The 22,337-nt window shown below is 76.0% G+C and carries 14 protein-coding genes; 10 read left to right on the top strand and 4 right to left on the bottom strand.

Annotation, left to right across the window (positions count from 1 at the left end; translation table 11 throughout):
* Positions 1-143 precede the first annotated feature (143 nt).
* Positions 144-890 (top strand): uracil-DNA glycosylase, encoded by a 747-nt coding sequence (locus LG396_RS32830; RefSeq protein ID WP_225797542.1) that lies wholly within the window; start codon positions 144-146, stop codon positions 888-890.
* 109 nt (positions 891-999) lie between these two features.
* Entirely contained in the window at positions 1,000-1,392 is a 393-nt protein-coding gene (locus LG396_RS32825; protein WP_018852609.1) for an MmcQ/YjbR family DNA-binding protein, read from the top strand.
* A 52-nt stretch (positions 1,393-1,444) separates the two neighbouring features.
* Here the strand turns inward: LG396_RS32825 and LG396_RS32820 are convergent, their stop codons facing one another.
* Both LG396_RS32820 and LG396_RS32815 read right to left on the bottom strand, forming a co-directional pair.
* Entirely contained in the window at positions 1,445-2,068 is a 624-nt protein-coding gene (locus LG396_RS32820) for a hypothetical protein (RefSeq protein ID WP_225797594.1), read from the bottom strand.
* A 190-nt stretch (positions 2,069-2,258) separates the two neighbouring features.
* Complete coding sequence (locus tag LG396_RS32815; protein WP_225797541.1) at positions 2,259-3,083, bottom strand: ABC transporter ATP-binding protein; 825 nt, start codon at positions 3,081-3,083, stop codon at positions 2,259-2,261.
* A gap of 180 nt (positions 3,084-3,263) precedes the next feature.
* Between LG396_RS32815 and LG396_RS32810 the strand changes: the two genes are divergently transcribed.
* On the top strand, positions 3,264-4,946 hold the full coding sequence (locus tag LG396_RS32810) for an alpha/beta hydrolase (RefSeq protein WP_225797540.1): 1,683 nt from the start codon (positions 3,264-3,266) through the stop codon (positions 4,944-4,946).
* Between the two features lie 12 nt (positions 4,947-4,958).
* Here the strand turns inward: LG396_RS32810 and LG396_RS32805 are convergent, their stop codons facing one another.
* Complete coding sequence (locus LG396_RS32805; RefSeq protein WP_225797539.1) at positions 4,959-7,769, bottom strand: phosphoinositide-specific phospholipase C-related protein; 2,811 nt, start codon at positions 7,767-7,769, stop codon at positions 4,959-4,961.
* Positions 7,770-7,955: 186 nt separating this feature from the next.
* A complete protein-coding gene (gene glnII / locus LG396_RS32800; protein WP_037748260.1) occupies positions 7,956-8,975 on the bottom strand; it encodes a glutamine synthetase in 1,020 nt (339 codons plus the stop codon).
* A 367-nt stretch (positions 8,976-9,342) separates the two neighbouring features.
* On the opposite strand from glnII, the gene LG396_RS32795 reads away from it, so the two are divergent.
* From LG396_RS32795 to LG396_RS32765, 7 genes are all read left to right on the top strand, one after another.
* Entirely contained in the window at positions 9,343-10,635 is a 1,293-nt protein-coding gene (locus LG396_RS32795; RefSeq protein WP_225797538.1) for a sensor histidine kinase, read from the top strand.
* On the top strand, positions 10,599-11,249 hold the full coding sequence (locus LG396_RS32790; RefSeq protein WP_037730032.1) for a LuxR C-terminal-related transcriptional regulator: 651 nt from the start codon (positions 10,599-10,601) through the stop codon (positions 11,247-11,249). Before LG396_RS32795 ends, LG396_RS32790 begins: the two co-directional genes overlap by 37 nt.
* Positions 11,250-11,469: 220 nt before the next feature.
* Complete coding sequence (locus LG396_RS32785) at positions 11,470-14,586, top strand: alpha-N-acetylglucosaminidase (RefSeq protein WP_225797537.1); 3,117 nt, start codon at positions 11,470-11,472, stop codon at positions 14,584-14,586.
* A gap of 100 nt (positions 14,587-14,686) precedes the next feature.
* Positions 14,687-16,804 carry a hypothetical protein gene (locus LG396_RS32780; RefSeq protein WP_225797536.1) on the top strand — a complete coding sequence of 706 codons (2,118 nt, stop codon included), beginning with the start codon at positions 14,687-14,689 and terminating at the stop codon, positions 16,802-16,804.
* A gap of 174 nt (positions 16,805-16,978) precedes the next feature.
* Positions 16,979-18,340, top strand: a complete 1,362-nt coding sequence (gene glnA2, locus LG396_RS32775; protein ID WP_018840400.1) for a gamma-glutamylpolyamine synthetase GlnA2 — start codon at positions 16,979-16,981, stop codon at positions 18,338-18,340.
* 16 nt (positions 18,341-18,356) lie between these two features.
* Positions 18,357-21,485 (top strand): bifunctional [glutamine synthetase] adenylyltransferase/[glutamine synthetase]-adenylyl-L-tyrosine phosphorylase, encoded by a 3,129-nt coding sequence (locus tag LG396_RS32770; RefSeq protein ID WP_225797535.1) that lies wholly within the window; start codon positions 18,357-18,359, stop codon positions 21,483-21,485.
* 165 nt (positions 21,486-21,650) lie between these two features.
* A complete protein-coding gene (locus LG396_RS32765; protein WP_225797534.1) occupies positions 21,651-22,313 on the top strand; it encodes a DUF11 domain-containing protein in 663 nt (220 codons plus the stop codon).
* The last annotated feature ends 24 nt before the right edge of the window (positions 22,314-22,337 follow it).

The raw sequence follows: 22,337 nt of genomic DNA, 5'->3' as shown, positions 1-22,337 counted from the left end.
CCGTCTTCACTCCCTCTATGATACCGCCACCGACTGACAAACTCCCCTGGTCAAAGGTCATTTCGGGATACCAGTTCGAATGTGCAGAGGTGTACAGGGACCCCGTTCGGCACCGCCGGCCACCTTCGGGCATGCTGGCACCAATGACCACCACGGAACCCCCGCTCCCCGCCGACACCGCCCCCCTCACCCGTACCGTCGCCGAACTGGACGGGCGGCTGTGCGAGTGCCGCGCCTGCCCGCGCCTGGTCGCCTGGCGGGAGGAGGTCGCGGCGACCAAACGCAAGGCGTTCGCCGACTGGGACTACTGGGGCCGCCCCGTCCCCGGCTTCGGCCCCGCGGACGCCGCGATGCTGATCATCGGCCTCGCCCCCGCCGCCCACGGCGCCAACCGCACCGGGCGGATGTTCACCGGCGACCGCTCCGGCGACGTCCTGTACGCCGCCCTGCACGCCACCGGCCTCGCCAGCCGGCCCACCGCCACCCACCGCGGCGACGGCCTGACCCTGCGCGGCGTCCGCATCACCGCCCCCGTCCACTGCGCCCCGCCCGAGAACAAGCCGACGCCGACCGAGCGCGACACCTGCCGGCCCTGGCTCGTCCGCGAGATCGAGCTGCTGCGGCCGACGCTGCGCTCGGCGGTGGTGCTCGGCGCGTTCGGCTGGCAGGCGGCGCTGCCGGTGCTGGCCGCGGCGGGCTGGGAAGTGCCGCGCCCGCGCCCGGAGTTCGGGCACGGGGCGCACACGACGCTGCGGCGGGCGGACGGGGGCGCGCCGCTGGAGCTGTACGGGTGCTACCACGTCAGCCAGCAGAACACCTTCACCGGCCGGCTGACGCCGGCGATGCTGCGGGAGGTGCTGACGGCGGCGGCGACGTCGGCGGGGCTGTAGGGCCCGCGGGCGGCTGGGGCGGGCGGCGGTCCGCCATCCGGGCCCCTCCGCGTACGCCCCTGGCGGGCGCTCGCCGTGCGGTGTCAGTGGGGGCTCCCATACTGGGCGCATGGAACCTGACCAGCTTCGCGCCGCCTGCCTGGAGCCGAACGGGGCCGTCGAGGAGTGGCCCTTCGACCGCCACCGGGCGGTCTCCGTCTTCAAGGTCGGCGGCAAGATGTTCGCGCTCAGCGAGCTGGCCGCCGCGCCGCTGTCGGTGAGCCTGAAGTGCGAGCCGGACCTGGCGGTGCAACTGCGCGCGACGTACCCGGAGATCGTCGGCGGGTACCACCTGAACAAGCGCCACTGGAACACGGTCCGCCTCGACGGCGCCGTGCCCGAGGACCTGGTGCTGGAGATGATCGAGGACTCGTACGACCTGGTGGTCGCCAAACTCCCCCGGGCACACCGCCTGACGCTGGACTGGCCGGGCGAACGCGACCGCATACCCCCGGGCGCGTAACGGAGGACGGGCCGCGGGGGCTGCGGGCAGCCGGCGCGCAGAGGTTCGGGTGTCACCGGGCCGGGTGGGCGAGAACTCGGGCGAGGGCCGCGGCCACGGGGGCGGCGCCGTCCGCCAGCTGCTCGCCGGCCCAGCCGGTCGCCAGCGCGAGGAAGCCGGCGAGGTCGCGCTCCACCCCGTCCAGCAGCGGCCGGAGGTCCGCGGCAGGCAAGTCGATCACCGGGCTGTCGTCCTGCTCGGCGTCCACGGTGAGGCGGACGGTGCCATCGATCAGCTCGGCTGCCGGGTCGGGGTCGTGTCCGAAGGACGCCGGTGCGCCGGCGTCGACGATGCCGTACCACTCGCGCCAGTCCTCCAGGCCGTTGCAGCAGCCGGGGAGGAACGTGACGCCGGTGGAGTGGTCCGTGACGCGCAGGCCGCCGGCGGCGAAGAGGTCGTCGAAGGTCAGCAGCCCGTGCAGGAAGGAGCCGAGCGGGTCGGCCGGCCGGGGCGGGCGGTCGTCTCCCGCTGCGGGGTCGGGGTCGATGTCGTTGCACCGGGCGATGGACATCACCGCTGTCCCGACCTCGGCGGTGGTCAGTTCACCGCTGAGCGCCAGGTACCCGAACGGCGCCTCCTCGGAGAGAGGCCAGAGGTCGAATCCGCCGGGGGCGTAGAACTCCAGGACCGGCTGCATCACGATCACCGGTGCCACCGGAGGCGGCGCGGTGTGCAGCGGTCGGGCACGCTCATGTTCGATCTCCTGGTTCGGCGGTGGGCGAAGGTTCCGAGCGCGGGAAGGGTCTGCGGGGCGGGGCGAACGTCGTGCTGCTGTGCGGCAGCCGGGCGGCGGTACGGGCCCGGCCGGGCCCCTCGGCGCGGGGGTGCTACGGGCGGGGGGAGCGGGCCTGCCAGCGGCCGGTGTGGTGGTGGACCTCGATCGGGCGGCCGAAGCACTCCGTCAGGCGTGCGCCCGTGAGCACCTCCGCCGCCGGGCCCGCCACCGAGACGCGGCCGTCGCGCAGCAGCAGCGCGTGGCTCGTCGTGGGCGGCAGCTCCTCCAGGTGGTGGGTGACCATGACGGTCGCCAGCCCGGGGCGGGTCTCCGCGAGCCGCTCCAGGGCGTCGACCAGGTCCTCGCGGGAGGGCAGGTCGAGCGCGTTGAACGGCTCGTCGAGCAGCAGCAGTCCCGGGTCCGGCAGCAGCGCGCGGGCGATGAGCAGCCGGGCGCGCTGGCCGCCGGAGCAGACGCCGTACGGGCGGTCGGCCAGCTCCTTGCAGTCCAGCTCCGCCAGCAGTTCGTACGCGCGCTCGCGCGTGGCCGTGCCGTACGTGCGCCACAGCGGCTGCACGGTGCCGCTGGCGCCGGTGAGCACGACCGTGTGCCCGGTGGCGTCCTGCGGCACCTTCTGCGCCGCCGAGACCAGGCCGATCGCGGCGCGCAGCTCCCGCATGTCGACCCGGCCGATGCGGTGGCCGAGCACGTCCACGGTGCCGGTCGTCGGGTGCGTCAGCGCGCCGAGCAGCCGCAGCGCGGTGGTCTTGCCGGCGCCGTTGGGGCCGAGCAGCGCCCAGTGCTCCCCGGCCCGTACGGTCCAGTCGACGCCGTCGAGGATGACCTGCCCGGTGTGGCGGCGGACGCCGACGGAGTGGAGCGCGGCGACGACGCGCGCGGCGCCGCGGGGGTCGTGATCAGCCATGCGGGCCAGCATCCCAGCCCGCAGGGCAGCCGCGCGCCCCGTTTTGCGCCCGGCGGCCCTCGGCTCCGCGCACGGCTCCGCGCACTGCGCCGGGACCGGTGCCGCACGCGGCTCCGCGGGGGTACGCCGGCGGGCGTCCGGCGGCCCGCGCCGCGGGTGCGGGCGTACGGGGCCGCGCTTACCGTGTGGCCTATGGGAGCGAACCACGACATATCCCCCGCCCGTCGCCGCCGTTCCGCGTCCCGCCGCGCCGCCCTCGCCGTCGCGGTCCTGCCGTTCGCCGGCGCCCTCGCGCTCACGGCCGCGCACCCGGCCGGCGCCCCCGTCCAGCGCCCCGCCGACGACGACACGGCGCCGCTCGCCCCGTACTACAACCAGTCCGTGTCGTGGAACGACTGCGGTCACGCGGTCGCGGAGGCGGAGAAGAAGGCGGGCCGCAAGGCCCCCGCCTACCTCGAACGGCTCCAGTGCTCCCGGGTCCAGGTCCCCCGCGACTACGCCGCCACCGACCGCGGCGACCTGCACCTCGCCGTCGCCCGGCTGCCCGCGACCGGCCCGGAGGACGAGCGCATCGGCTCCCTCGTGCTCAACTTCGGCGGCCCCGGCGAGTCCGGCGTCGAGGGCCTCGCGGGCCTCGGCGCGAAGTTCGCGAAGCTCAACGAGCGCTACGACGTCGTCGCCCACGACCCGCGCGGCGTCGGCGAGAGCAGCCCCGTACGCTGCGCGCGGCCGACCGCGCGGCAGACGAAGAGCCTGGACCGCTCCCCCGACGACCGCACGGAGGCCGACCGGCTCGCGGCGTACCACCGGCTCCAGGGCAGGCTGTGCGAGGAGGACTCGGCGCAGCTCCTGCCGTGGGTCGGCACCGTCGACTCCGCCCGCGACCTCGACGTGCTGCGGGCGACGCTCGGCGAGGACAAGCTCACGTACATGGGCTTCTCCTACGGCACCAAGCTGGGCGCCGACTACCTGCACCACTACCCGGACAAGGCGGGACGGATCGTCCTGGACGGGGTCGAGGACCCGCTGAAGGACAGCCGGCAGACCTACCTCGCCAACGCGCACGCCTTCCAGCGCGCGCTGGACGACTTCACCGACGACTGCACGAAGCGCGGCGCGTCGAAGTGCCCGCTGGGCGGCAACCCCTCGGCGGCCAGGAAGGAGATACGGCAGCTCTTCGGCCTGCTCGACGGGCGGGAGATCGAGACCGCGGCGGGCGTGCTGGACCAGACGACGTTCGTCGACGCGCTGACGAACGCGATGTACACGACGGAGCTGTGGCCGGACCTGCGGCGCGCGCTGACCGCGCTCGGGAACGGCAACGGGGCGCCGCTGGTACGGCTGGCGGGCGGAGGCGGCGGCGCGGGGGCGCCGGGGTCAGCCGTTCCGGGTGCGGTGGTTCCAGGGGCGGTGGTGCCGGGGTCGGGCTCGGGGATCTCGCAGCGCGGCGGCGAGGACAACGCGGACGCCGCCTTCACCGCCGTCACCTGCCGCGACACCAGCGACCGCTACACCGCCGCGGACGTGGAGGAGGCCAGACCCGAGTTCACCAAGGCGTCCCCGGTCTTCGGCACGTTCATGGCCGGCCAGTTGCTGACCTGCACGGGCTGGCCCGTCCCCGGCGACAACGACTCCCGCCGCGTACGCGCCACGGACGCCCCGGCGGCGCTGCTCGTCGCCACCACCGGCGACCCCGCCACCCCGTACAAGGGCGGGGCGGACATGGCGAAGGCGCTCGGCAACGACTCCGTCGTGCTGACCTACCAGGGTGACGGCCACACCGGCTACATCACCGGGAACGACTGCGTCGACGGCAACGTCGACCGCTTCCTGTTCGAGGGCAACCTGCCGCGGGAGGGAACGCGCTGCGGCTGACCGGCGGCTCCCTCAGGACGTCCCGGCGTTGAGGCGCCGCACCGCGCCGACGGCGTCCCCGAGGGTCATGTGGTTCACGGCGACGATGGTCGGCAGCCGCCCGCGCAGCAGCGCGCACGTCGTGGCGCGGCGGACGATGACGTCGGCGTCGTTGACGGCGGCGGCCTCGGCGCGGGGGGCGCCCATGCCGTGGGTGACGAAGTGGTTGAGGAGGAAGAGCTGCTTGCGGGGGTCGGTGCCGCCGCGGTGGGGCGCGCAGCTCAGGTCGCCGGCGCTGCGCGCGCGGTACGGGGTCTCGACGGCGTAGTCGTAGAAGTTCCGGTACCAGGGCGCGGGCCCGTCGGCCTCCTCGGCGAAGACCACGAGCCGCCGCCCGGAGCCGGCCATCTCGCCGAGCGTCGGCCAGGGGGCGGCGGGGTCGGGGTCGGGCCGGAACAGGTACGGCCCGAGGCCGGCGGCGCGGAAGGCGCGTTCCGTATCGCGGGGGGTGATGGCGTCCTGGAGGATCAGGGTCACCACGTCCCGCGGATGCTCCTCCAGCCAGCCGCGCAGCTCGCGCAGTTGCGCGGCGAGCGGGGTGGCGCCCATGCGGCAGGGCCCGTGGCACAGCCACGTCCCGGGCCGCGGCCGCACGACGGAGTCCACGGCCCGTACGAGGGTCGCCCGCGCGGCGGCGTCGAGCCCGCCGGTGCCGGCGGGCGGCACGAGGCGCTCGGCGGTCTCCCAGTAGTGGGTGTCGAGGAGGAGGGCGCGGGCGCCGCGGTCGAGCTGCCCGGTGAGGGAGACGTCCTGGTGGGCGCCGAGGAACCCGTCGGGCACGGTGGCCATGGCGTTGTGCGCGCCGACCTGCACGACGCGGTCGTAGGGCCGCCCGCAGAGGGCGACGTCGCCGTTGCAGGCGAGGGCCGCCTCGGAGGGGACGCCGACGAGCACCCAGACCTGAGCGAGGGCGGCTGCGGCGGCGGCGCAGATTCCGGCGCGGTGGACCCAACGAGTCGCCTTCGGGGGGCGGGAGGGGCGCGGAGGCGCGGGGGCGCGGGGACGGTTGCGGGCGGGCGGGGCGGGTTCGGGGGGAGTCGGGGAGGTGGGTGGGATACGGGCCGGTGCGGGGGGTTCCGGATGGTGGTGCGGGGTGTGGTGGGCGGCTGGCGGTGGGGTCGAGGGGCGGCGGGTGAGCGCGGTGAGGGTGCGGTGCAGGGTTCTGCGGGTGGCGGTCGAGGCGGTGAGGGCCAGGGCGGTCGCGGTCAGGGTCAGGCCGAGCAGGGCGGCGGCCCAGCTCAGGGCCGCCTCGCGGTAGAGCCCGGTCACCACGTCCGTGAGCAGCGCCGCCACGCTCGGCGGCAGCCCGTCCGGCACCAGCCCCGCGGACGCCGGCAGCATCGCCCACACCGCGGTCCCCGCGGCGGCGGTCAGTACCGCGGCGCCGGCGCACGTCGCCGCGGCGGTACGGGCCCGGGGCCGCCCGCTCCGGGCCGCGGCGCGGAGCGCCAGCACTCCGGCGACGGCCGCCGCGGCGGCCACCCCGGCGACGGCCCACCACGACGCGGCGGCGGCGAGCACGGTCCGTACCACCGCGCCGCGCTCCGGCACCCACCCCGGCAGTTTCGACGGGGCCGCCGACGCCGGATCCGCACCGGCCCCGGCCCTGTCCTCCACCACCAGTGGCACCCGCCGCTCCGCCACGGCACCCCCCGACGCCACCGAGGGCGCGCCCGGCCGGTCCGCCGCTTCCTCCGTCGAGGGCGGGCGCGACTCCGCCCCGGACCCGCCCCCCGCAGTCTGCCCACGCGACTCCAACCCGGACCCTTCCCCGGCCTCCGGCCCCCGCCCCACCGGCACATCCGCATCCGCCGCACCATCCCCCGGCACCGCCGACCACCATCCCGGCCGCCCGACACCCTCACCCCGCACCACCAACGGCGGGCGCGGCTCCGCCCCAGGTCCCTCCCCGGCCCCGGGCCCCCGCGGCTCCAGACCCCGTCCTGCCCGCGCGCCCGCCGCACCATCCCCCGGCTCCGCCGACCACAACCCCGGCCGCCCCACCGCCTCGCCACCCACGACCAACGGCGGGCGCAGCTCCGCACCGCGTTTCGCCCGTGTCTCCGACCCCCTCCCGGCCACCGACCACCACTCCGGCGGCCCTGTCAACGGCGGGCGGACCTCCGCCCCCGTGCCGTCCACTCCGGCGCCGGTCGACGGGCCGTGGGGTTCCGGCGGTGCTCCCGGCAGGACCTCGTCCAGCGCCGTCATGATGCGCCGCGCCGTACCCGGGGGCCACGTGTCGTGGACGAAGGCCGCCACCGCGGTCCGCAGCGCCGATGTCGGGGCCGGCGACGGGCTGGACGGGGTGACGTACTCGCGGAGGCGCGCGATGAGGTGGGTGAGGCCGCGCGCCGCGGAGGGGTCCGCGTCGGCGCGCAGCGCGCGGAGGTGCTCGCTGCCCGCCTCCGTCGCGCTCTCCGTGACCGGGCCGCGCCAGTCGTCACCCGGAACCGCGCGGCCGGTGCCCGTGAGCGCCGCCACCAGGGCCCTTGCCTGCCTCGCCGCCGCCTGCTCCAGCGCCGGGCGGGGCACCAGCAGCGGCAGGTTGTCGACCACCGCGTCGCTACGCAGCGGGACGCCCAGCGCGCCGCTGCGCAGCACCCGGCGGACCGCGGGGTCGGGCAGTACCTCGTCGTAGATGCGCTGGTAGCCGTCGGCCTCCCGTACGGCGCCCGTGTAGTACGCCGGGTCGGCCACCGTGTACCGGCACAGCAGCAGCACCGTCAGCGCGCTCAGCAGCGCGGCGGCGACCGCCGTCCAGACCCGCCGCGCCCCTGACATGCACTCAGCCTCGGCACCTCACCGGCCGCGGGCCAGCGCAACGCGGCCGAAAGGGCGAGCGGAAGAGCCCTTTGCACCAACCCCTCGGCCGCCCGGTGGCCGGCGGTTCCGGGCACGGCGGCCGCGGACCCCGCCGACCGCGGCGACCCGGTCCAGCCCCGGCCCGTACCCCGTCGGCCTACCGGCTCAGTCCAGGCCCGCCTTCTCCAGCGCCGCGCAGCACGTGTCCACCATCAGCCGCGTCACCACATACGGGTCCACGTTCGCGTTCGGCCGCCGGTCCTCGATGTAGCCCTTGCCGTCCTTCTCCACCTGCCACGGGATCCGCACCGACGCCCCGCGGTCCGACACCCCGTACGAGTACTCGTCCCACGGCGCCGTCTCGTGCGCCCCCGTCAGCCGGCTCTCCACGCCCGCCCCGTACGCGCGCACGTGCGTCAGGGGCTTGTCGCCGTCGCCGAGCGCCTCGCAGGCGGCGACGATCGCCTCGTAGCCCTCGCGCATCCGCCGGGTGGAGAAGTTGGTGTGCGCGCCCGCGCCGTTCCAGTCGCCCTTCGCCGGCTTGGGGTCCAGGGTGGCGGAGACGCCGAAGTCCTCGGCCGTGCGGTAGAGGAGCCAGCGCGCGACCCAGAGCTGGTCCGCGACCTCCAGCGGGGCGAGCGGGCCGACCTGGAACTCCCACTGCCCGGGCATGACCTCGGCGTTGATGCCGGACAGGCCGAGGCCCGCCTTGAGGCAGTTGTCGAGGTGGGCCTCGACGACCTCGCGGCCGAAGATCTCGTCGGCGCCGACGCCGCAGTAGTAGCCGCCCTGCGGGGCGGGGAAGCCGTTCTCGGGGAAGCCGAGGGGGCGGGAGCCGCGGAAGAAGGTGTACTCCTGCTCGATGCCGAAGACCGGCTCCTGGGCGGCGAAGCGCTCGGCGACCTCGCGCAGCTCGGCGCGGGTGTTGGAGGCGTGCGGGCGCAGGTCGGTGTCGAGGACCTCGCAGAGTACGAGCACGTCGGCGCCGCCGCGCAGCGGGTCGGGGCAGGTGAAGACGGGCTTGAGGACGCAGTCGGAGGAGCTGCCGTCGGCCTGGTTGGTGCTGGAGCCGTCGAAGCCCCACAGGGGCGGCTCGGCGCCGGTCTCGACGATCTTGGTCTTCGAGCGCAGCTTGGCGGTGGGCAGGGTGCCGTCGATCCAGATGTACTCGGCCTTGTAGCTCACGGTCGCCGTCCTTCGTTCGCACAGATGTCGCACAGATGCGGTCCCGGCGGGCACGTCCTCCCGCCCCGGGCAGCGTCGCAAGCCGCGGTTTCCCGACCGTTGCCCGGATGTAAACCCGGTGTGTCCCCCGCCTCCCCGTACGCCGCGGCGCGGCGGGCGTCGCGGGGGTGGTGGTGCTAGCTACACCCCGGCCCCGGGGGGCCGGCCCCGTGCCCCCGCCCTGCCCACGCGGCAGACTGTGACATGCGCCCGGCGAACGGCCGCGCGGGCCGGGCCCCGGCCGCAGGCCGGGCACGGGACGGCCGCAGAACGGACACGGGACCAGCAGGGACCAGCGGAAACAGCAGGGACAGAGGGGAACACGGAGATGATCTTCCGGAACTGGGCGCTCGCCGGGGTACGGGCCCTGGCGCTGACGGTGCTGTGCACCGCGGCCTCGATCACGCTCTTCGTGCTGACCGTCGTCTCCGTCGTGCTCATACCCGTGCTCGGCATCGGCCTGATCACCACGCCCTGGGTGCTGGAGGGCGTACGGATGCAGGCCAACCTGCGCCGGCTGCTCGCCGCGCAGTGGTCGGACGTGCGCATCCCCGCCACGTACCGCCCCTGGCCGCCGGACCTCCAGGGCGGGCTCATCGGCCAGGCGCAGCGCACCCGCCACCTGCTCACCGACCCGGCGACCTGGCGCGACGTGCGCTGGCTGTTCACCGACATGATCGCGGGCTCGGTCCTCGCGATCGTGACGGTCGCGCTGACCTTCTACCCGCTGGAGGGGTACGTGATCGCCGCCGGTGTCTGGGACCCCATGACCGGCGGCGGCGACAGCACCTACTGGTACGGCTTCGTGCCGGTGTCCTCGCAGAGCACCGCGTTCATGGCCGCCGGGCTCGGCACGGCCCTGCTCGCCGTCGGCCTCTTCACCGGCCCCCGCCTGCTGGCGATGCACTTCCAGATGACCAAGGGCGTGCTCGCGCCCCGCGAGGTCGAGCTGGCCCAGCGGGTCGCGCGGCTGACCGAGACCCGCTCGGACGCCGTCGACAACTCCGCCGCCGAGCTGCGCCGCATCGAGCGCGACCTGCACGACGGCGCGCAGGCCCGACTGGTCGCCATGGGCATGAGCCTGGGGACCATCGAGGCGCTCATCGAGAAGGACCCGGCCAAGGCGAAGGAGCTGGTCTCCCGGGCGCGCGGCGAGTCGGCCGAGGCGCTGACGGAGCTGCGCGACCTGGTACGGGGCATCCACCCACCGGTGCTGGCCGAGCGCGGCCTCGCGGACGCGGTGCGGGCGCTCGCGCTGCGCATGCCGGTGCCGGTCGAGGTGGACATCGACCTGGGTACGCCGCCGGGGCGGGCGGCGGAGCCGGTGGAGTCGGCGGCGTACTTCGCGGTCAGCGAGGTGCTGACGAACGCCATCAAGCACGCCGAGGCGCAGCGCGTGTGGCTGGACATGGGGCACCGCGACGGCATGCTGCGGATCGCGATCACGGACGACGGCCGCGGCGGCGCGTCGGTGGACAAGGGCTCCGGGCTGGCCGGGGTGGAGCGCAGGCTCGGTACATTCGACGGCGTACTGGCCGTCAACAGCCCGGTCGGCGGCCCCACGATGGTGACCCTGGAGATTCCGTGCGAGCTGTCATCGCCGAAGACCTCTTCCTTCTGAGGGACGGTCTCGTCCGCATGCTCGAAGCGTACGACTTCGAGATCCTGGCCGCGGTGGACAACGGCCCGGAGCTGACGCGGGCGCTGGACGAGCTGGAGCCGGACGTCGCGGTCGTCGACGTCCGGCTGCCGCCGTCGTTCTCGGACGAGGGGCTGCAGTGCGCGCTGCAGGCGCGGGCGAAGCGGCCGGGGCTGCCGGTGCTGGTGCTCTCGCAGCACGTGGAGCAGCTGTACGCACGCGAGTTGCTGGCCGACGAGCGCGGCGGCGTGGGGTACCTGCTCAAGGACCGGGTGTTCGACGCCGACCAGTTCATCGACGCGGTACGGCGCGTGGCGGGCGGCGGTACGGCGATGGACCCGCAGGTCATCTCGCAGCTGCTGAGCCGGCGGGCGGCGCAGGACCAGCCGGTGAACACGCTGACGCCGCGCGAGCGCGAGGTGATGGAGCTGATGGCGCAGGGGCGGTCCAACGCGGCGATCGCGGAGCGGCTGGTGGTCACGGAACGGGCGGTGGCCAAGCACACGTCGAACATCTTCGGGAAGCTGGGGCTGCCGCCGTCGGACGACGACAACCGCCGGGTGCTGGCGGTGCTGGCGTACCTCGACCGCGGCTGACCCGGGCGGACCCGGACCGCACCAGGACCGCACCAGGACCCGGCCGGCCGGCGCGGGGCGCGGGGCCCCGGCGGCGGTTCGGCCGCCCGCCCGGCTCTGCTTCGGGCCGCGCCCGGCCGGGCTTCCGCAGACAGCGCTTTCTGTCCCGCCCGGGTACGGGCCGCTTTCCGCCCGTTTCCCTCCGTTGCCCCCGCCCGCCGCGCGTGGCTACGGTCCGCTGATGACGGACATGACGCGACGCACGATCCTGGGCACGGCCGGCGCGCTCGGCGCCGGCGCGGCACTCGTGAGCGGGCAGGCGCACGCCCGTAGCGTGACGGCCGGAGGCGGTACGGCAGCGGACGCGGAAGCGGGCGGGGGGTTCGACGTGGCGGCGGCCCGGGAGGCGCTGGAGCGGCTGCTGCCCGAGCACGCCGGGCAGTTCGCGCTCACCGCCCTCGACGGCGCCGAGCGGTTCACCGTACGCGGCCGGGCCGGCCGGATCGAGGTCGGCGGCACCAGCCCCGCGGTGCTCCTCACCGGCGTGCACTGGTACCTGAAGTACACCTGCCGCGCCGTCGTCTCCTGGTCCGGCAGCCAGACCCGGCTGCCGCGCCGCCTGCCCGCGCCCGCGGCCCCCGTCGAGCGCCGCGCCACCGTCCCGGCCCGGTTCGCGCTCAACGACACCCACGACGGCTACACCGGCCCGTACCACGACTGGCCGCGCTGGGAGCGGTTCATCGACGTGCTCGCCCTGCACGGCTGCAACCAGGTGCTCGTCACCCCCGGCAGCGAGGCCGTCTACCACCGGCTGCTGACGGAGTTCGGCTACTCCGACGCCGAGGCCCGCGCCTGGCTGCCCGCCCCCAGCCACCAGCCGTGGTGGCTGCTGCAGAACATGAGCGACTACGGCGGCCCCGTCAGCCCCGCGCTGCTGGCCGAGCGCACCGAACTCGGCCGCCGCATCGTCGGCCGCATGCGCGAGCTGGGCATCGCCCCCGTGCTGCCCGGCTACTTCGGCACCGTCCCCGGCGGCTTCACGGACCGCCACCCCCTCGCCCGCACCATCCCCCAGGGCACCTGGGCGGGCCTGCCCCGCCCCGACTGGCTCGACCCGCGCACCGAGGCCTTCCGCGACGTCGCCGCCGCCTACTACCGCCACCAGGAAGAGCTGTTCGGGCCGGTGGCGCACCTGAAGATGGACCTGCTGCACGAGGGCGGCGACCCCGGCGACGTGCCCGTGCCGGACGCCGCGCGCGCCGTCGAGACCGCGCTGCAGACCGCCCGCCCGGGCGCGACGTGGGTGATCCTGGGCTGGCAGGAGAACCCGCGGCGCGAACTCCTCGACGGCCTCGCACACCCCGAGCGGATGCTCGTCGTCGACGGCCTGTCCGACCTGGAGCGCGTCACCGACCGCGAGGCGGACTGGGGCGGCGTGCCGTACGCCTTCGGCACCATCCCCAACTTCGGCGGGCGCACCACGATCGGCGCCAAGACCCACATGTGGGCGGAGCGCTTCGCCGCCTGGCGCGACAAGCCGGGCAGCGCCTGCGTCGGCACCGCGTACATGCCGGAGGCCGCCGAGCGCGACCCGGCGGCGCTGGAGCTCTTCAGCGAACTGGCGTGGCGGGCGGAGCCGGTGGACCGGAAGGAGTGGTTCGACGAGTACGCGGCCGTGCGCTACGGGGGCGACGACGCGGCGGCGCGCGAGGCGTTCGCGGCGCTGCGCGAGACGGCGTACGCGATCTCCAGCGCCGACGGCCGCCCGCACGACTCGATCTTCGCCGCCCGCCCGTCGCTGGACGCCCGCTCGGGCGCGTACTACGCGACGAAGACGCCGGCCTTCGACCTCGCCGACTTCGACAAGGCGTTCGGCGCGCTGCTGGGCGTCGCCCCGGCGCTGCGCGCCTCCGACGCGTACCGGCACGACCTCGTCGACCTCGCCCGGCAGGCGCTCGCGAGCCGGTCGCGGGTGCTGCTGCCGCAGCTCAAGGCGGCGTACGGGCGCAAGGACGCGGCGGCGTTCCGCACGCTGTCCGACCTGTGGCTGAAGCTGATGGCGCTCAGCGACGAGACCACCGGCGCGCACCGCGCGTTCCTCCTCGGCCCCTGGCTCGCCGACGCCCGCCGGATGGCCGCGGACGACGCGGAGGCCGCGCGGCTGGAGCGCACCGCGCGGGTGCTGGTCACCACCTGGGCCGACCGCCCCACCGCCGACGGCGGGCACCTCGCGGACTACGCGAACCGCGACTGGTCGGGGCTGATCCGCGACTTCCACGCGCCGCGCTGGCGCGCCTATCTGGAGGAGCTGCAGGACGCGCTGGCGGCGGGGCGGGAGCCGGAGCCCTTCGACTGGTACGCGGTCGAGGACCCCTGGACGCGGCAGAGCAACAGCTACCCCGAGCGCCCCTCCGGCAACGCGCACACCATCGCCCGCCGGGTCCACGAGGTGCTGGCCGCGGCCCCGTACCAGGGCGTCGTCACGGCCGTCGCCGACCCCCCGGCGCTCGCCCCGGGCGGTACGGGGCGGCTGACCGCCGGGTTCCGCAACATGTGCGGGCTGGCGGCGACGGGTCCGGTGGAGCTGGAGCTGACCGGCCTCGACGCGACGCCGCCGGGCGCGGTGTCCCTCCCGGCGGTGCCGGCGGCGGGGCGCGCGGAGCACGCGTGGGAGGTGCGGGCGCCCGCAGGGCCGCCCGCGGAGCCGCTGACGCCGCTGGAGTACGAGGTGCGCACGGCGTACGGGATGGCGGGGCAGAAGCCGGTGACGGTGCACACGCCGGGCACGCTGTTCGTCGCCGGGCCGCTGGACGACAGCGTCGCCGCGGTCACCACGAACGCCGCCGTCTTCGGGCAGCTCGGTGACCGCTGGGCGATCGACGGGGGCGGCGCCGACATGTGGAAGGCGACGACCGAGTTCGGCGCGGTCTTCCGGCCGGGCGCGCTGGCCTCCGGCGGCACGGTGACGCTGACCGTCGACGCGCAGGCGCCGAGCGGGCCGTGGGCGCGGGCGGGCATCGTCGCCCGCAACGACCTGCGGACGGCGGGCGCGGCCGGGTTCCTCAACCTGGCGGTGACGCCGGCGAACGGGGTGGCGCTGTCGTACGACTCCAACGGCGACGGGACGCTGGACACGTACAAGCGGATCACGGGTATCGCGGCACCGGTCACGCTGCGGCTGACGCGGGAGGGGGACGCGTTCACGGGCGCGTGCTCCACGGACGGCGGGGCGACGTGGCGGACGGTGGCGACGGTCACGGTGCCGGGGACGGCGGGGACGCAGGACGCGGGGCCGTTCATGTCGGCGGCGGCGGGGGTGCGGGGGACGGTGGAGTTCAGCGGGTGGACGAGCGGGTGAGGTGAGTGCGGGAGGTCCCGTGGGCGCGGCGCCCGCGGGGTGCCCGCGGGGCGGCCCGCGGGCGGAGTGACCATCTGAGGATTCACTCGTTCAACCCAGCGTGGATCAGCAGGCCGTCACCGCCGCCCGGGGAGCCGCGGGCCCGCCGCCGCCCGCGGACACCGTCTCCTCGCCCGTCGACGTCGAACAGGCCGAGGCCGCCGTCGTCGAGCACTACGCGCACCTGACGCGTCTCGCGTACCTGCTGCTGCCGGCGGAGCAGAACCGCGGCAGGCGGGTCCTGGCGGCGCACGGCCTGGTGCAGCGCTCGCTGCCCCGGGGGCGTACGGCACCGGGGGCACCGGCTCCGGAGGGGGTGCCCGTCGGCGGGGTGCCGGTCGGCGGGGTGCCCGGGCCGCGGGCGGACCCGGGCGGGGCCGGCACCGGGGGCGCCGCCTGGCGCCCCGCGGAGGACTCCGGTGCCGGGTACGCCTACGTACGGCTGCGGGTCGTACGGGCCGCCCTCGGTGCCGGGCGCGCCCGCGGCCCGTTCGGGCTGCCGCGGCCCGTACGGCTGCCGAGCCCGCTGCCCCGGCTCTGGGGGCTGCGGCTCCACCCGCGCCCGGGCGGCTCCGACGAACTGGCCCTCGACCGCGCCCTCGCGGCACTCCCCCCGCCGGCCCGCGCCGCGTACGTGCTGCGCGGCCTCGAAGCGCTGCCCGCCCCCGCCGTGCGCCGGCTCCTCGCGGCGGCCGGCGCCGAGGACCCCGGGGCCGCGCTCGCCGCCGCCGACGGCGTCGCCGAGCCGCCCGGCAGCGCGGAGCGGCGGCTGCTGTTCTCCCCCGAGTTCGACCCCTGCGCGCTCCAGGCCCGCCCCACCGACCTGCTGCGGCGCCGCCAGCACACCCGCGCCGCGCTCGCCGCCGCCGCGGCCCTCGTCGCCGTCGTCGCCCTGCTCGGCGTCCCCGGCGCCGGCGGCCGTACGGACGACGCGGCGGCGGCCCCGTACGCCCGCAACGCCTTCGCCGAGCAGGCGCTCGACCCGGCGCGGCTCGCCGTCGCGGGCCGCGACGACTGGCAGCGCGCCGACCGCGCCGACTTCGCCGCCTGGCCCGCCCGCGGCGACCGTACGGGCGACAGCGCGCTGCTCGGCCGGGCCCTGGCGGTCTGGGCCGGGCCGGGCGAGTCCGTACGGGTCTCGGCGACGCCCGGCACCGCCGCGGGGCCGCCCGCGGGACCGCCGCGGCTGCTGTACGCGGGGGACGTCGACCGGGCGACCGTCGTCCTCCTCCACGACGGCCTGCGGCTGGTGCGGTACGCGGAGGTGCCGGGCGAACCGGGCGCCGCGGTGCTGGACTTCGCCCGCGCCGACGCGGCGGACGCGGCGAGCGCGCTGGCCGTCGTGGTCGGCCGCAGGGACGGCAAGGTGCGCTATCTGACCGCCCCGTGGGTCTCCGGGGTGTCGCAGCGAGAGCTGCTGGACCCGGCGGCGGCGCCGCGGCGGGTCGGCCGCGACACCGACGGCGTCACCGACCCCGTCCCCAGCCCTCCGCTCCCCGCCACCGCTCCGGAGGAGGACGGCGCCGCCTCCCCGCCCGCCGCCGAGGAGCCCTGCGCCACCTGGCCCGTCCTGGAGCTGCGCACCCGCCCCTCGGCGGGCACCGGCGCTCCCGCCCAGCTCACGACCGACCTCGGCGAGATGGTGCCGGCGAGGCTGACGTACGGCTCGCCGGGCGCCGCCGCCGACGTCGCCGGGAGCGCGGCCCGCGACCGCTGGGCCCGTACCGCGTGCCACCTCGCCGCGCTCCGCGTCCACGGCGTACGGTCCGTGAACTCCTGGACCTTCGCCGGCCAGCCGCTGCCCGAGGCGGGCGGCACCGCCGCCTGGGTGTGCACCCGCGCCGACACCTGGCGCGGCACGGGCGGGGTGGCCCTGGCGCAGTTCCAGCCGCCGACGGCCGACACGCGGCAGCAGGGCGCGGTGGCGGCCCGCGGGCGGGACACGACGGCGTGCGGGACGCGGGCGCCGCACGCGCTGGCGGGCGTGCTGTGGAAGGCGCGCTCGGGCAGCTGGTACGTGCTGGCGGCGGGCAGCCGCGACGTCACGTCGGTCACGGCGTCGGGCGGCGTCAGCGGCGCGGTGGAGGGCCGGTTCCTCGCCGCGACGGCGGAACGCGGCGCAAGCGCCACCCTGACCGCAACCCTCCCCGACGGCTCCACACTCCGCCCCCCGTCGTAGCCCCCGCCCGCTCCCCCACCGGCCCAGCGGCGCGCCCCCACCCCCGAGCCGCGCCACGAACCCGCCGCGCCCGCCGCAGGCGGACACGCGGGGTGCGAAACGCGGCGGAAACTCCCTACCGTGATACTGAGGGCTCGCGCCCGCGCCATCGAGTCACCTGCGAGGATGTGGACCATGGAGAAGCAGCAGGAGTTCGTGCTCCGGACCCTGGAGGAGCGCGACATCCGGTTCGTGCGGCTGTGGTTCACCGACGTGCTGGGCTTCCTGAAGTCCGTCGCCGTCGCGCCCGCCGAGCTGGAGCAGGCGTTCGACGAGGGCATCGGCTTCGACGGCTCGGCCATCGAGGGCTTCGCCCGGGTGCACGAGTCGGACATGCTCGCCAAGCCCGACCCCGGCACGTTCCAGGTGCTGCCGTGGCGCGCGGAGACCCCCGGCACGGCGCGGATGTTCTGCGACATCCTCATGCCGGGCGGCTCGCCGTCCTACGCCGACCCGCGGTACGTGCTGAAGCGGATCCTCGCCAAGACCTCCGACCTGGGCTTCACCTTCTACACCCACCCCGAGATCGAGTTCTTCCTGCTGAAGGAGAAGCCGGTCGACGGCAGCCGCCCGGTGCCCGCCGACAACTCGGGCTACTTCGACCACACCCCGCAGAACGTCGGCATGGACTTCCGCCGGCAGGCGATCACGATGCTGGAGTCCATGGGCATCTCGGTGGAGTTCTCGCACCACGAGGGCGCCCCCGGCCAGCAGGAGATCGACCTGCGCTACGCGGACGCGCTGGCCACCGCCGACAACATCATGACGTTCCGGCTGATCATGAAGCAGGTGGCGCTGGAGCAGGGCGTGCAGGCGACGTTCATGCCGAAGCCGTTCTCGGAGTACCCGGGCTCCGGAATGCACACCCACCTGTCGCTCTTCGAGGGCGACCGCAACGCCTTCCACGAGTCGGGCTCGGAGTTCCAGCTCTCGAAGGTCGGCCGCTCCTTCATCGCCGGGCTGCTGCGGCACGCCGCGGAGGTCTCCGCGGTGACCAACCAGTGGGTCAACTCCTACAAGCGCATCTGGGGCGGCTCCCAGCGCACCGCCGGTGCGGGCGGGGAGGCGCCGTCGTACATCTGCTGGGGCCACAACAACCGCTCCGCCCTCGTCCGCGTCCCCCTCTACAAGCCGGGCAAGACCGGCTCCACCCGCATCGAGGTCCGTTCCATCGACTCCGGCTGCAACCCGTACCTGGCGTACGCGATGCTCCTGGCCGCCGGCCTGAAGGGCATCGAGGAGGGCTACGAGCTGCCGCCCGGCGCCGAGGACGACGTGTGGGCGCTGACCGACGCGGAGCGGCGCGCGATGGGCATCGAGCCGCTGCCGCAGAACCTCGGCGAGGCGATCGGGCTGATGGAGCGCAGCGAGATCTGCGCCGAGACCCTCGGCGAGCACGTCTTCGACTTCTTCCTGCGGAACAAGAAGCAGGAGTGGGAGGAGTACCGCTCGGAGGTCACGGCCTTCGAGCTGCGCAAGAGCCTCCCGGTCCTGTAGGGGGCGGGGCGCGGCGATGGCGGTTCCGCAGGGGCGCAGGAGCAGTGCGTTCACCCGGCTGCTGCGGTACGGGTTCGGGGAGCCGGCCGCCGCCGGGCGGCTGCTGGAGTCCGCGGCGCTCGACGGCGTACGGGACGATCCCGTGCTGCTCGACGCGCTGGGCGGCACCGCGGACCCGGACCGGGCGCTGCTCGGCCTGGTGCGGCTCGCGGAGGCGCTGGGTCCCGAGCGGCGGCAGGCGCTGCTGGACACGCTGGTGGCCGCCAAGCCGCTCCGCGACCGGCTGCTGGGGGTGCTCGGCGCGTCGGAGGCGCTGGGCGACCATCTGGCACGGCACCCGGACGACTGGGAGTCGCTCGTCACGTACGAGGCGGCCGATCTGCACCCGACGACCGCGGAGTTCGAGCGGGCGCTCGCCGAGGGGGTGTGGGGCGCGCGGGGCGCGGAGCTGCCGCGGGCGGACGCGCTGCGCGTGGCGTACCGGCGGGCGCTGCTGGGGATCGCGGCGCGGGACGTGTGCGGGACGACGGACGTGGTGCAGGCCGCGGCGGAGCTGGCGGACCTGGCGACGGCGACGCTGCGGGCGGCGCTGGAGATCGCCTCCGAGGAGCAGCCCGAGGACGCCGCGCTGTGCCGGCTGGCGGTGATCGGAATGGGCAAGTGCGGCGGGCGGGAGCTGAACTACGTCTCGGACGTCGACGTCATCTTCGTCGCCGAACCGCGCGGGGAAGGGCCGGGCGGCAGCGGCGGGGAGCCCGCCGACGAGCGCGCCGCGATGCAGGCCGCCATCCGGCTCGCGGCCCGCCTCATGCGCGTCTGCTCCGACACCACCGCCGAGGGCACTATCTGGCCGGTGGACGCCAACCTCCGCCCCGAGGGGCGCAACGGCCCGCTGGTGCGCACCCTCTCCTCCCATCTGGCGTACTACCAGCGGTGGGCCAAGACCTGGGAGTTCCAGGCCCTGTTGAAGGCCCGGCCGGTCGCGGGCGACCCGGAGCTGGGCGCGGCGTACGCGGACGCCATCGCGCCGATGGTGTGGCAGGCGGCGGAACGCGCGAACTTCGTGCCGGACGTGCAGCAGATGCGCCGCCGGGTGGTGGCGAACATCCCGGCGGCGCAGGTCGACCGGGAGCTGAAGCTGGGGCCCGGCGGGCTGCGGGACGTGGAGTTCGCGGTGCAGCTGCTGCAGCTGGTGCACGGCCGCGCCGACGCCTCGCTGCGCAGCGGTACGACCCTCGACGCGCTGGAGGCGCTGGCCGCCGGCGGGTACGTGGGCCGGGCCGACGCGGCCGCGCTGGACGCCGCGTACCGCTTCCTGCGCTCGCTCGAACACCGCATCCAGCTCCAGAAGCTGCGCCGTACGCACCTGGTGCCCGAGGGCGAGCACGAACTGCGCGCGCTCGGCCGTTCGCTGGCGCGGCTGCTGCCCGACACGGAGCGCGGCGACCCGGTGTCGCAGCTGCGCAAGGTGTGGCGTCGGCACTCCTTCGAGGTGCGGCGGCTGCACGAGAAGCTGTTCTACCGCCCGCTGCTCGACGCCGTCGCCCGGCTCGCGCCCGGCGAGGTGCGACTGACGCCGGACGCCGCGCGGGAGCGGCTGGTGGCCCTGGGGTACGAGGACCCGGCGGCGGCGCTGCGCCACCTGGAGGCGCTGACGTCGGGGATGAGCCGGAAGGCGGCGATCCAGCGGACCCTGCTGCCGGTGCTGCTGGGCTGGTTCGGCGACTCGGCCGACCCGGACGCGGGGCTGCTGAACTTCCGCAAGGTCTCGGACGCGCTGGGCAGCACGCCCTGGTACCTGCGGCTGCTGCGCGACGAGGGCGCGGCGGCGGAGAACCTGGCGCGGGTGCTGTCCTCGGGCCGGCTCGCGCCCGACCTGCTGCTGCGGGCGCCGGAGGCGGTGGCGCTGCTCGGCGACGAGCAGGGGCTGCGGCCGCGCGGGCGGGCGAACCTGGAGCAGGAGACCCTGGCGGCCGTCGGCCGGCACACGGACCCGGAAGCGGCGGTGGCGGCGGCCCGCGGCGTGCGGCGGCGGGAGCTGTTCCGCACCGCGGCGGCGGACCTCATCACGGCGTACGGGGCCCACACGGTGCCCGGCGAGGAGGACGGCGAGGACGCCGCGGCCGTGGACCTCGCGGCCGCGGAGGAGCACGACCGGGCCGAGCACGCCCGTATCGCCGCCGCCGTCGACCGCACCGGCGACGCCCTCAGCGACCTCAACGCCGCCACCGTCGCCGGCGCGCTGCGCGCCGCGACCGCCGCCCGCTGGGGCGACACGCTGCCGACGCGGTTCGCGGTGATCGGCATGGGCCGCTTCGGCGGCCACGAGCTGGGCTACGGCTCGGACGCCGACGTGCTGTTCGTGCACGAGCCGCGCGCGGGCGTCTCCGACGAGGAGGCGGGGGCGGCGGCGTTCGCCGTCGCCAACGAGCTGCGCCGGCTGCTGCAACTGCCCAGCGCCGACCCGCCGCTGCTGGTCGACGCGGACCTGCGGCCGGAGGGCAAGTCGGGGCCGCTGGTGCGCACCCTCGCGTCGTACGAGGCGTACTACCGGCGCTGGTCGCTGACGTGGGAGAGCCACGCGCTGCTGCGCGCGGAGCCGGTCGCGGGCGACGCGGGTCTGGGGGCGCGGTTCACGGAGCTGATCGACCCGCTGCGCTATCCGGCGGGCGGGCTCGACGAGGACGCCGTACGCGAGATCCGGCGGCTGAAGGCGCGGATGGAGGCGGAGCGGCTGCCGCGCGGCGCGGACCCGGCCCTGCACGCGAAGCTGGGGCGCGGCGGGCTCGCCGACGTGGAGTGGACGGTGCAGCTCCTGCAGTTGCAGCACGCGCGCGAGGTACCCGAGCTGCGTACGACCCGCACCCGCGCGGCGCTGGCCGCGGCGCTGGGAGCGGGGCTGCTGGACGCGGAGGACGCGCGGATCCTGGACGACGCCTGGCTGCTGGCGACGCGCCTGCGCAACGCGGTGATGCTCGTGCGCGGCCGCCCCGGCGACACCTTCCCCGCCGCCGAGCGCGAACTCGGCGCGGTGGCACGCTACTTCGGCTACGGGCCGGGGCAGGCCGGCGAGCTGCCCGAGGAGTACCGGCGCACGACGCGGCGGGCGCGCGCGGTGGTGGAGCGCCTCTTCTACGGCGACTGAGGCCCCCGGACGCACCGCGGGACCGGTTCCTCCGACCGGGGGACGGTACGGCGGGCCGTTCGTAGCATCGCGGCGCCGTTGGTGCGATTTGCCCTTTTTCCTGGCGACTCCCGCTGGTAGACCGGCCGCAGGGATCGGGCGGCACGGACAGGGAGGTGGCAGGGAATGCGTACGGCGATCGCTTCCGCGGCGATGGTCGCGGGCCTGCTGGCGTCCCTCGCCCCCTCCCCGCCGCTCTCCCCCGGCACGCCCGCGCCCGACGGGACGGTGGCGCCGTCGTCCCCGGTCCGGCTCGCGCTGGAGCGCCGGGACGCGGCGGACGGCGGCACGACGTACGCGATCACGGTGCACAACACCTCGGGCGCGGACGCGCCCCACGGCCGGGTCACCCAACTCCTCCCCGACTCCCTGGAGTACGTCTCCGCGAGCCCGCGGGCCACGGCGACGGGGCAGCAGGTGACCTGGGAGATCATGCTGCCCGCGGGCACGAGCCGGGAGCTGACGGTGACCGCGGCCCCCGGCCGTACCGGGGACCGGGTGCGCAGGGCGCAGAACACGGACCGGGACCCGGAACCCTCCGACGCACCCGCCCCGCGCCGCACCGGCGCCGCGGCCTCGGCGACCACGGTCTGCTTCCAGGGCGGCAACCGCGGCGAGTGGCTCACCTGCACCAGCGCCGACGACGAGTGGTCCCCGGAGCCCTGGGTCTCGTCGAACAAGGTCTACGCCGCCGGCAGCGCCGCCGCCGCGCTCCTCGTCGGCACCGCGGGGATCGTGATCCTGCGCCGCCGCCGGTCCCGCGACACCGAGGACGACCAGACGCGGTAGCGGGCCCCGGGGCGCGCCGGGGAG

The organism is Streptomyces aculeolatus (assembly GCF_020400605.1).
In the GTDB taxonomy this organism is placed as follows: domain Bacteria; phylum Actinomycetota; class Actinomycetes; order Streptomycetales; family Streptomycetaceae; genus Streptomyces; species Streptomyces aculeolatus.
Note: the sequence above shows the minus strand (reverse complement) of the source record. Positions and strands in the feature narration are given on the sequence as shown.